Annotated in this window: 9 protein-coding genes; 3 read left to right on the forward strand and 6 right to left on the reverse strand. The window is 70.7% G+C overall.

What is annotated here, in order from left to right; translation table 11 throughout:
* From uvrC to J1C73_RS07085, 3 genes are all read right to left on the reverse strand, one after another.
* Positions 1-1440, reverse strand: a 1440-nt coding sequence (uvrC, locus tag J1C73_RS07075) for an excinuclease ABC subunit UvrC (protein WP_207315583.1), incomplete at its 3' end; no start/stop codon positions are given.
* Positions 1441-1594: 154 nt separating this feature from the next.
* Positions 1595-2494 carry a hypothetical protein gene (locus J1C73_RS07080; RefSeq protein ID WP_207315584.1) on the reverse strand — a complete coding sequence of 300 codons (900 nt, stop codon included), beginning with the start codon at positions 2492-2494 and terminating at the stop codon, positions 1595-1597.
* Positions 2495-2498: 4 nt separating this feature from the next.
* On the reverse strand, positions 2499-3116 hold the full coding sequence (locus J1C73_RS07085) for a papain-like cysteine protease family protein (protein WP_207315585.1): 618 nt from the start codon (positions 3114-3116) through the stop codon (positions 2499-2501).
* A gap of 227 nt (positions 3117-3343) precedes the next feature.
* Here J1C73_RS07085 and J1C73_RS07090 point away from each other — a divergent pair, with 227 nt between their 5' ends.
* Entirely contained in the window at positions 3344-4270 is a 927-nt protein-coding gene (locus J1C73_RS07090) for a hypothetical protein (RefSeq protein WP_207315586.1), read from the forward strand.
* Positions 4271-4336: 66 nt separating this feature from the next.
* Here the strand turns inward: J1C73_RS07090 and J1C73_RS07095 are convergent, their stop codons facing one another.
* On the reverse strand, positions 4337-4765 hold the full coding sequence (locus J1C73_RS07095; protein ID WP_207315587.1) for a Rieske (2Fe-2S) protein: 429 nt from the start codon (positions 4763-4765) through the stop codon (positions 4337-4339).
* A gap of 258 nt (positions 4766-5023) precedes the next feature.
* Entirely contained in the window at positions 5024-8098 is a 3075-nt protein-coding gene (gene uvrA, locus J1C73_RS07100) for an excinuclease ABC subunit UvrA (protein WP_207315588.1), read from the reverse strand.
* Positions 8099-8273: 175 nt separating this feature from the next.
* Between uvrA and J1C73_RS07105 the strand changes: the two genes are divergently transcribed.
* Together J1C73_RS07105 and J1C73_RS07110 are read left to right on the forward strand one after the other, a co-directional pair.
* A complete protein-coding gene (locus J1C73_RS07105) occupies positions 8274-8966 on the forward strand; it encodes a maleylpyruvate isomerase family mycothiol-dependent enzyme (RefSeq protein WP_207315589.1) in 693 nt (230 codons plus the stop codon).
* A gap of 10 nt (positions 8967-8976) precedes the next feature.
* On the forward strand, positions 8977-9633 hold the full coding sequence (locus tag J1C73_RS07110) for an MBL fold metallo-hydrolase (protein ID WP_207315590.1): 657 nt from the start codon (positions 8977-8979) through the stop codon (positions 9631-9633).
* A gap of 78 nt (positions 9634-9711) precedes the next feature.
* Here the strand turns inward: J1C73_RS07110 and J1C73_RS07115 are convergent, their stop codons facing one another.
* Positions 9712-10716: a TerC family protein gene (locus J1C73_RS07115; protein WP_207315591.1), complete on the reverse strand. Its 1005-nt coding sequence runs from the start codon at positions 10714-10716 to the stop codon at positions 9712-9714.
* Positions 10717-11085: the final 369 nt, after the last annotated feature.

Here is an 11085-nt window from a genome sequence, read left to right on the forward strand (position 1 = left end):
GCCCGTGGGCGCGGGGGTCTCCTCCCACTCCCCCGTGCGCTCCTTCTCGTGGAGGTAGCGGCGGAAGCGCCGGCCGATCACCTCGTGCATCGAGCGGACGTCGTCCTGTCCCTCGAAGCTCTTGATCTGGAAGCGGCGGTACTCCCCCTTGCGGGCCAGGCCGTCCTCGAAGACCACCATCGACGCCACCACGTCGTCGCCCTGGAGGTGGGAGATGTCGAAGCACTCGATGCGCAGCGGTGCCGTGTCCAGGCCGAGCGCCCCGGCGATCTCCTCCAGGGCCCGCGAGCGGGTGGTCAGGTCGGAGGCGCGCTTGGTCTTGTGCAGCCCCAGGGCCTGCTGGGCGTTGCGCTGGACCGTGGTCATCAGGTCCTTCTTGTCGCCGCGCTGCGGGATGCGCAGGCTGACCTGGGAGCCCCGGCGATCGGCCAGCCACTGGGAGACCGCGTCCGGGTCCTCGGGGAGGGCCGGGACGAGGACCTCCTTGGGGACGGCGTCCCCGGCCTCCTCGCCGTACAGCTGCCGGAGCGCGTGCTCGACCAGTCCGGAGGTGTCGACGTTCTCCACCTTGTCGGTGACCCAGCCGCGCTGGCCGCGCACCCGGCCGCCCCGGACGTGGAAGATCTGGACCGCGGCCTCCAGCTCGTCCTCGGCGACCGCGATGAGGTCGGCGTCGGTGGCGTCGGCGAGCACGACGGCGCTCTTCTCCATCGCGCGCTTGAGCGCCTCGGCGTCGTCGCGGAGGCGGGCCGCCCGCTCGTACTCCATCTCCTCGGCCGCCGCCATCATGTCCTTCTCCAGGCGGCGGATGTACGCGCCGGTGCGGCCGGCCATGAAGTCGCAGAAGTCGTCAGCGAGTTCGCGGTGCTCCTCGGGCGTCACCCGGCCGACGCAGGGGGCCGAGCACTTGCCGATGTAGCCGAGGAGGCAGGGGCGGCCGGTCCTGGCGGCGTTCTTGAAGACACCGGCGGAGCACGTACGGACGGGGAAGACCCGCAGCATCAGATCGACCGTCTCGCGGATCGCCCAGGCGTGGCCGTACGGACCGAAGTAGCGCACGCCCTTCTTCTTGGCCCCGCGCATCACCTGCACGCGCGGGAACTCCTCGTTGAGCGTGACCGCGAGGTACGGATAGCTCTTGTCGTCGCGGTACTTGACGTTGAACCGGGGGTCGTACTCCTTGATCCAGGAGTACTCCAGCTGGAGCGCCTCGACCTCCGTGGAGACGACGGTCCACTCCACGGACGCGGCGGTGGTCACCATCGTGCGCGTACGCGGATGGAGGCCCGCCAGGTCCTGGAAGTAGTTGGCCAGGCGCTGGCGCAGGTTCTTCGCCTTCCCGACGTAGATCACCCGGCGGTGCTCGTCGCGGAATTTGTAGACCCCCGGGGAGTCGGGGATCTGTCCCGGCTTGGGGCGGTAGCTGGAGGGGTCTGCCATGTCTCCCACCCTACTTGCGGGCAGTGACAGCGCGGCGTGCTCGTGGACGGCGCCGTGCTCCGGAACGCGCGTTGGGGGTACGCGGCCCGGAGCACGGGGTCAGCAGGAGCGGGCGGCCACCGCGGTCAGCCGCGCCGAGGCTCCGCCGGGACGGTCAGCGGGCCCGGCGGCGGTGGCGGCGCAGGGCCGTCGCGCCGCAGAGGGCGAGTACGGCGAGGGCGCCCGCCGCCGCGGCGCCGGAGGTCGCGGTCAGCGCGGTGTCCGCGCCCGTGTGCGCCGCGATGGCCGGCCCGGACCGTCCGGCGCCGGACCCCGGCCGTCCTGCGGCCGGTTCCGCTCCGGCGGATCCGTAGCCGCCCGCCCGGCCGGAGCGGGCGTATCCGGAGCCGGGGAGCTTGTCCGCGTACGCGGCCCGCACCCGGGTGCGGTAGGCGGCCAGGGTGGTGCCGTCCGCCCCGACCGCGCCCACCGCGTCCCGGTCCAGCGGGAGCACCCGGCTGCCCTTCTGGACGTACCAGGCGTCGATCTGCGGCTCCCGGAACACGGTGCCGCCGGGCAGCTTGCGGGCGCCCGCGGCCGTGTACCGGGCCTCGTCGTCGCCGGTGGCGATGTTCACCACCTGCCACCGCCCGTCCTTCCCCGGCTCGGGCAGCGTCCACAGGGACGCCTTCTGCCCGTCCGAGGAGACGGCGGTGACGGCGAGGTAGTCGAGGCCGGCGACCTCGGCCCCCGGGTCACCGGCGACGAAGTCCGCGGCCAGTGTGCGTACGGGCACGGCAGCGCCCTCGATCCGTGGGGCGGCCGCCGCCCTGGTGACCGCGCCCTCCCGGGCGAAGAACCGGGACAGTGTGTCCAGGGTGGCGGCGCCGGTGGCCGCCTCATGGGCCGCCGCCAGGGCCGCCGGAGTGGCCGCGGGTCCGGTGGCGGCGGCCGCCGGCGGGGCGCCGACGGTGAGCAGTGCGGACCCGGCCAGCACGCCGGCCGCGGCGAGGGCCGCGGCGGCGGAGCGCGCGGTACGTGCGGCGGGGTGGGCCGGGGAACCGGTGGAGTTCATGCCGTCACGCCCCGATCCGGTAGAGCGAATGGGTCCAGGAGAACTCGCTGTTGTTCACGTACCAGGCGTGCGAGGCCCAGTTGTAGCGGTTGTTGGAGGGCCAGGGATCGCCCCAGTAGACCCAGCTGTTCGCGTCGTCGTAGCCGTACAGGACGTGCATGTGGCCGCCGCCCGAGGACCACTGGATGCGGGTCTCCACCGGCCTCCCGGCGGAGATCTCGGCCTGCACGGTGGGGTAGCGCAGCCAGCCGGTGACGTACGAACCGGGGCTGATGCCGGCCCAGGACAGACCGTCCTGGACGTTGCCGAGCGAGGCCTGCGAGTTGGGGCACTCATAGCCCTGGGCCCGGCCGAACGCGGCGTTGCAGAACTCGTTCTGGGTGTGGTTCCGGCCGAACCAGGCGGAGACGGTGTTGCCCGCGGCGGCCCAGCACCAGTTGGCCTTCTGCTGGGCCTGCATGGTGATGTTCAGCCGCTGGGCTGCGGCGAGGGTGCCGGTGGCGGAGGCTGCGGAGCGGTTCTGGTCCGCCGCGGTGGCGGTCGCCGTCGGTACGGCGAGCAGCAGGGCGGCGAGTACGGCCGTGACGGACAGCCGTCGGGGCCTGACTCTTCGGTTGCGCATGGCGTTCCTCCCGGGGCGGGGGGTGGGGGTTCCAAGGAGCGCGTCCGGACTCTGTCGAGGAGCATCAACCGTTGTCGGGAACGGGTCAACACGCTTCAATGCGGGGGAACATCGCGGTGTGAACGCCAGGGGCGGACACGTGAACGCCTCCCCCTGGCCACCTGCGGACCGGCATCCGTCGGCGCGGCCCCGCTCCCGCACGACGTGAACGTTCACCTGGAGGACCCATGCAGCGCACCGAGGCCGAACTGGCGCAAGTGCTGCACACCGGCCCGTTCCATCTGGCGCTGCGCACCGCGCTCTCGGTGCGCGGGCTGCCGCTCCAGCGGGTGCAGCACCATCTGGCGCACCGCGGGGTCAAGGTCGGCGTGACCAGCCTGAGTTACTGGCAGCAGGGGGCCAGGCGTCCGCAGCGCCCGGAGTCCCTGCGGGCGGTGAAGGCGCTGGAGGAGGTACTGGAGCTGCCGGGGAACTCGCTGCTCGGGCTGCTGGGGGCCGGGGGGGCCCGCACGGAGGCCGACCGCCCGCCGGCCCGCTCGTACCGTTCCCTGATGGACGGGTCCGGCGCGGTGGAGCGGCTGCTCACCGCGATGGAGTCACCCGCGGACGGCGGGCTGCACACGGTGGGGCACCAGGAGCGGGTACGGATCGGGCCCGGCCGCCGGATGCAGCGCCGTGACTCCCAGCATGTGGTGCGCGCCCACCGCGACGGGATCGACCGCTATCTCGCCGTGTACCGCGGCGATCCGGGCTGTGATCCGGCCCGGGTCGGGGTGAGCGCCCGGGAGAACTGCCGGACGGGGCGGGTCCGCTGGGACGCGGAGACGGGGGTGCTGGTCGCCGAGCTGCTCTTCGACACCCGGTTGCGGGCGGGCGAGACGTACCTCTTCGGCTACGGCTTCGAGGACGGTACGGGAGGGCCGTGCGGCGAGTACGTGCGCGGTTTCAGCTTCGGCGGCGGGCAGTACGTGCTCCAGGTCCGGTTCGACGAGGAGGCGCTGCCGGTACGGTGCCGGCGCTTCGCACAGGTTTCCACGGGTGCGCCGCGCGGCGCCCGGACCGACCTCACCCTCACCGGCCGCCACCGGACGGTCCATCTGGTGGAGCAGGGGGTGCGGCCCGGTCTGGTCGGCATCGACTGGGACTGGGAGTGAGCCGGGCCGCGGACGCGGGACCGGCCGTGTGCCGGACCGGCCGGTTCGGATCTCGGACCGGCCGGTTCAGGCGTCGGGGCCGGCGACCAGCCGGCCGCCCTCGACCCTGACCGGGACGGAGGGCAGCGGCACGGTCGCCGGACCGTGCACGGCCTTGCCGGTGGTGGTGTCGAAGAGGCTGCCGTGGCAGGGGCAGTGCCCCTCGTTGTCCTCGACCTTGTCCAGCAGGCAGCCCGCGTGGGTGCACTGGGCGCTGAATGCCTTGTACTGGCCCTTGGCCGGGCAGGTGACGATGACGCGCTGTTCGCGGTAGAGCTTGGACTCGCCGACCGGGACCTCGTCCGGGGCGCCGAGCTCCACGGGTGCGGTGGGGGTCGGCGTCTGGGCGTGCCCGAGCTTCGAGTCGGTCGAGCAGGCGCTCACTCCCAGCCCGGCGACGCCTGCGAGAGCGGCGCCCTTCAGCACGGTACGGCGGGCGGCGGGCTGGCCGGACATGCGGTCTCCACTGGTCGGAGGGAATGAGGTGCGGTGCCAGAGGTGCCTGGGACCGCAGTGGCGGCGGAGGCATCGGTGACGTATCCGACGATACCGGCGGAGACGGACGCCTCTGCGCCCGGCCCGGTCGCACCCGATCGCGCCTGGTCAGAGCCATGCTGGTGGCGCCGAGGAGGCGACGGCGCCGAGACGGGGCCCCGACGCCGGTCGTGCGCGAGGCGGCGGTCCCCGGTCGGGAACCGCCGCCTCGTCCGGCCGTCAGGCCTTGCGCGCGCCGGCCGCCTTCTTCGCCGCCGGCTTCTTCGCCGCCGGCTTCTTCGCCGCCGGCTTCTTACCCGCAGCCGCCCCGGTGGCCTTGGCCGTGGTGCTCCGGTCCGTCTTCGCCGTCGCCGTCTTCCTGGCGGGGCCGGACTTCGCGGCGACCGCCTTCTTCGCGGCCGTCCTGCCGACCGGCTTACGGGCCGCGGGAACCGCCGCCTCGCTGACCCGGTCCGCGTCCAGGATGCCCTGGAGGAACTTTCCGGTGTGGCTGGCGGGGACCCCGGCCACGTACTCCGGGGTTCCCTCGGCGATGACCAGACCGCCGCCGTTGCCCCCCTCGGGACCCATGTCGATGACCCAGTCGGCGGTCTTGACGACATCGAGGTTGTGCTCGATGACGATCACCGTGTTGCCCTTGTCGACCAGGCCGGAGAGCACCTTGATGAGCTTGGAGATGTCCTCGAAGTGCAGACCGGTGGTCGGCTCGTCCAGCACGTAGACCGTGCGGCCGGTCGAGCGCTTCTGGAGCTCGCTGGCCAGCTTCACCCGCTGTGCCTCACCGCCGGAGAGCGTCGGCGCGGACTGGCCGAGCCTGACGTATCCGAGGCCGACCTCGTTGAGCGTCCGCAGATGCCGCGCGATGGTCGGCACGGCCTCGAAGAACTCCAGGCCCTCCTCGATCGGCATGTCCAGCACCTCGGCGATGGACTTGCCCTTGTAGTGGACCTCCAGGGTCTCCCGGTTGTAGCGCGCTCCGTGGCAGACCTCGCACGGGACGTACACATCCGGCAGGAAGTTCATCTCGATCTTGATGGTGCCGTCGCCGGAGCAGTTCTCGCAGCGGCCGCCCTTGACGTTGAAGGAGAACCGGCCCGGCAGATAGCCGCGGACCTTGGCCTCCATCGTCTCCGCGAACAGCCTGCGGACGTGGTCGAAGACACCGGTGTACGTGGCCGGGTTGGACCGGGGCGTACGGCCGATGGGCGACTGGTCGACGTGCACCACCTTGTCGACGAGATCGTCCCCGTCGACCCGGGTGTGCCGGCCGGGGACCGACTTGGCGCCGTTCAGCTCGCGCGCCAGGTGGGTGTAGAGGATGTCGTTGACCAGCGTCGACTTGCCCGAGCCGGAGACACCGGTCACGGCGGTCAGCACCCCGAGCGGGAAGGAGACGTCGATGTCCTGGAGGTTGTTCTCCCGGGCGCCGTGCACCGTGAGCAGGCGCGAGGGGTCGACGGGACGCCGGATGTCGGGCATCGTGATCGACCTCTTGCCGGTCAGGTACTGACCGGTGATCGACTTGTCGTTGGCCAGCAGCTCCTTGAGCGATCCGGAGTGGACCACCTTGCCGCCGTGCTCGCCGGCGCCGGGGCCGATGTCGACGATCCAGTCGGCGACCTTGATGGTGTCCTCGTCGTGCTCGACGACGATGAGCGTGTTGCCCATGTCGCGGAGCCGGACCAGGGTCTCGATCAGCCGGTGGTTGTCGCGCTGGTGCAGGCCGATGGACGGCTCGTCCAGTACGTAGAGCACGCCGACCAGACCGGAGCCGATCTGGGTGGCGAGCCGGATGCGCTGCGCCTCGCCGCCGGACAGGGTGCCGGCCGCACGGTTCAGCGAGAGGTAGTCCAGGCCCACGTCGACCAGGAACTTCAGCCGCTCGTTGACCTCCTTGAGCACTCGCTCGGCGATCTTCTTGTCGCGGGCGTTCAGCTTCATCCGGCCGAGGAACTCGGCGCACTCGCTGATCGACATCGCGGAGACCTCGGCGATGGACTTCTCCATCACCGTCACCGCGAGGACGATCGGCTTGAGCCTGGTGCCCTCGCAGGTCGGGCAGGGCACCTCGCGCATGTAGCCCTCGAAGCGCTCCCGGCTGGAGTCGCTCTCCGCCTCGGAGTGCCGCCTCTTGACGAACTGCACCGCGCCCTCGAAGGAGGGGGTGGTGTAGGCGCGCTCGCGCCCGTACCGGTTGCGGTAGCGGACCTCGGTCTGGATCTTGTGGCCGTGCAGCAGGGCCTTCCTGGCGCGCTGCGGCAGCCCGGCCCAGGGGATGTCCGTACGGAATCCGAGGGCTTCGGCGAGCGCGTTGATCTGCCGCCCGAAGTACTCCTTGGTGTGGCCGTGCGACCAGGGGTGGATCGCACCCTCGTCGAGGGACTTCTCCTCGTCCGGGACGATCAGCTCCGGGTCGACCTCCATCCTCGTACCGATGCCCGTGCAGTCGGGGCAGGCGCCGAAGGGCGAGTTGAAGGAGAAGGAGCGCGGCTCCAGCTCCTCGAAGGAGAGGTCGTCGTACGGACAGTAGAGGTGCTCGGAGTACATCCGCTCACGCTCGGGGTCGTCCTCGGGGAGGTCGACGAAGTCGAGCACGACCATGCCGCCGGAGAGGCCCAGCGCGGTCTCGACCGAGTCGGTCAGCCGGCGCTTGGCGCTGTCCTTGACGGTGAGGCGGTCGATGACCACCTCGATGGTGTGCTTCTCCTGCTTCTTGAGCGCGGGCGGCTCGGAGAGCTGGATGGTCTCGCCGTCGACCCTGGCCCTGCTGTACCCCTTGGTCTGCAGATCCGCGAAGAGGTCGACGAACTCGCCCTTGCGCTCGCGCACCAGCGGCGAGAGCACCTGGAAACGGCTGCCCTCGGGCAGGCCGAGCACCTTGTCCACGATGGCCTGCGGCGACTGGCGCGAGATCGGGCGGCGGCACTCGGGACAGTGCGGCTTGCCGATCCTGGCGAAGAGCAGCCGGAGGTAGTCGTAGACCTCGGTGATGGTGCCGACCGTCGAGCGCGGGTTGCGCGAGGTCGACTTCTGGTCGATGGAGACGGCGGGCGACAGACCCTCGATGAAGTCGACGTCCGGCTTGTCCATCTGGCCGAGGAACTGCCGGGCGTACGAGGAGAGGGACTCCACGTAACGGCGCTGCCCCTCGGCGAAGATCGTGTCGAACGCGAGCGACGACTTGCCCGACCCGGAGAGCCCGGTGAAGACGATGAGGGAGTCGCGGGGAAGGTCGAGCGAGACGTTCTTGAGGTTGTGCTCGCGAGCGCCACGGACGATGAGACGGTCGGCCACGCCGGTCCGCACCTTTCTAGAGAGAAGCGGGGGAACTGAGCCCCTGCCCCAGGGTATGGGGGGTGCCACAGCGATGTACGGAGCTTTCGACTCCGAGCGTATAGCACGCGCATTCGATTTACGGACGGCTGATGACTCCTTCACCCGAATGAGTGGCGGGGCTACGCTCGGCCCCATGATTGATCACGCGCACGACCTGGACGCCCTACGTGAAGCGACCGAACGGCTGCTCAGCGCCACCGAGAAATTGGACGACTCCGAGCTCGCCCGGCCGTCGCGGCTGCCCGGCTGGAGCCGGGGTCATGTCGTCGCGCACCTCTCACGTAACGCCGACGCGCTGGTAAATGTTCTCCAGGGCCGGCCGATGTACGCAGACAGCGAAACCCGCGACGGTGACATCGAGCGCGACGCGCCCCGGCCGCAGGCCGAACAGCTGGCCGACCTGGCGGCGAGCGCGGCCCGCTTCACGGCGGCCGCCGCGGCCCCGGCCGACTGGTCACGCACCGTCACGCTGCGCAACGGTGTGACGGACTCGGCCTCCCGGATCCCCTTCCGCCGCCGCGTCGAGGTCGAGCTGCACCATGTCGACCTGGGGCTGGGATACGAGCTGGAGGATCTGCCCGACGAGTTCGCCGCCCGCGAGATCGATTTCCTCGCCGAGCGGTTCGGCGGACACCCGGATGTGGTGTCCACGGGTGTGGCCGACGACAAGGGCCGGTCCTGGACGACGGGCGGCGGAGCGGAGGGCGGCCCCGCCGCGGTCCGCGGCACGGCCCCCGAGCTGCTCGGCTGGCTCAGCGGGCGCCGCGACGGGTCGGCGCTGACCGTCGAGGGCGGACTGCCCCTGCCCGTACTGCCCCCGCTATAGGCTGAGACGCATGACGTACAGCGGAGCGGTCAAGGTCGGCGGGCGGGCGGACGTGCACGAGCTGACGGATCTGATGATCTCCAAGGTCGCCGTCGGCCCGACGAACAACAACGCCTACCTGCTGCGCTGCCGGGCCACCGGCGAGCAGCTCCTGATCGACGCGGCCAACGAGGCCGGGACCCTGCTGAGGCTGATCGGTGACGACTCGATCGCCTCGGTCGTCACCACCCATCGGCACGGCGACCACTGGCAGGCGCTGGGCGAGGTCGTGGCGGCCACCGGTGCGCGTACGTACGCCGGGCGCCACGACGCCGAGGGAATCCCGGTCCCCACCGATGTGCTCGTCGAGGACAACGACACGATCCGGGTCGGGCAGGTCGCCCTGACCGCCCGCCATCTGCGCGGGCACACGCCGGGGTCGATCGCGCTCCTCTACGACGACCCGCACGGCGCTCCGCACCTGTTCACCGGGGACTGCCTCTTCCCGGGCGGGGTCGGCAACACGTTCAAGGACCCCGAGGCGTTCGTGAGCCTGCTGCACGATGTGGAGACCAAGCTCTTCGCCCCGCTGCCGGACGAGACCTGGGTCTACCCGGGCCACGGCCACGACACCACGCTCGGCGACGAGCGTCCGCAGCTGCCCGAGTGGCGCGCCCGCGGCTGGTGAAAAAGGCCCCGGTGGCGTCCGCTCCGCGGAGCGGACGCCACCGGGGCCGCACCGTGTGCGTCACGGCCTCGCGGCCGGTCAGGCGTCGATTCCGGCGCCCTTGTCCGCGCTGTCATCGGCCTCCGCGGCCTCCGCGGCGGCCTGCTTCTTGTTGGCGAGGAGGCTGGTGATCGTGGTGATCACCAGCACGCCGCAGATGACGCCGAGCGAGACCGGGATGGAGATCTCGGGGACGTTCACCCCGGACTCGTGCAGGGCGTGCAGCACCAGCTTGACGCCGATGAAGCCGAGGATCACCGAGAGCCCGTAGCTGAGGTGGACCAGCTTCTTCAGCAGACCGCCGATCAGGAAGTACAGCTGCCGCAGCCCCATCAGGGCGAAGGCGTTGGCGGTGAAGACGATGTACGGGTCCTGGGTCAGCCCGAAGATCGCCGGGATCGAGTCCAGCGCGAACAGCACATCGGTGGTGCCGATGGCGAGCATGACGACCATCAGGGGCGTCAGGACGCGCTTGCCGTTGTTGCGGATGAAGAGCTTGGTGCCGTGGTACCTGTCGGCGACCCCGAAGCGGCGCTCGATCGTCTTCAGGAGGCGGTTCTCCTCGAACTCCTCCTCCTCCTCGTCGTCGGCCCGCGCCTCCTGGATGAGCTTCCAGGCGGTGAAGATCAGGAACGCGCCGAAGATGTAGAAGACCCACGAGAAGTTGGCGATGACCGCGGCGCCCGCGGCGATGAAGACCGCCCGCAGCACCAGTGCGATCAGTACGCCGAAGAGCAGCACCCGCTGCTGGAGGTGGGAGGGCACCGAGAACTTCGCCATGATCAGCACGAAGACGAAGAGGTTGTCGACGCTCAGCGATTTCTCGGTGATGAAGCCGGCGAAGAACTCGCCCGAGGCCTGGGTCTCGCCGAAGGCGAGCAGGCCGAGTCCGAAGAGGACGGCCAGCGCGATCCAGACGATCGTCCAGATTCCGGCTTCCTTGGTCGACACGTCATGGGGCTTGCGCCCGATGAAGAAGTCGACGGCGATGAGGGCGCTCAGACCAAGAATGGTCAGCGCCCAGAGGGTCCATGAAACGTCCACTGCGCCTCCGGCAGTTCGCTACGGCTACTGATCAGCGTCGTCGCTGCCGGAGGTCTCTTCCACCTGGGCGCGCGGGCTGCGCGCCTGGCCGGCGCCCCGGGACCGGTCACAGTCCGTACTGACGGGAACGCCGCGATCGGGAGTACTCCCCTCCGCTCGAAGAACAGTACAGGAATTACCAAGTATAGGTAAAGAGAAGGCTAAAGAAGCATCAAAACCCCAGGTCAGGGCGGTAGTAGCTGAACCGGGACGGAGCAGGTCAGCGGGGTCCGGTGCGGCGGGCGGCCGCCACCTGGGCGAGCACCAGCTCAAGAACGCCACTGCCGGGCGGCGTCCTCAACGGCTCGTACGTCCAGGCGTGGCCGACCC

Source organism: Streptomyces laculatispora (assembly GCF_017353455.1).
Classification (GTDB): Bacteria; Actinomycetota; Actinomycetes; order Streptomycetales; family Streptomycetaceae; genus Streptomyces; species Streptomyces laculatispora.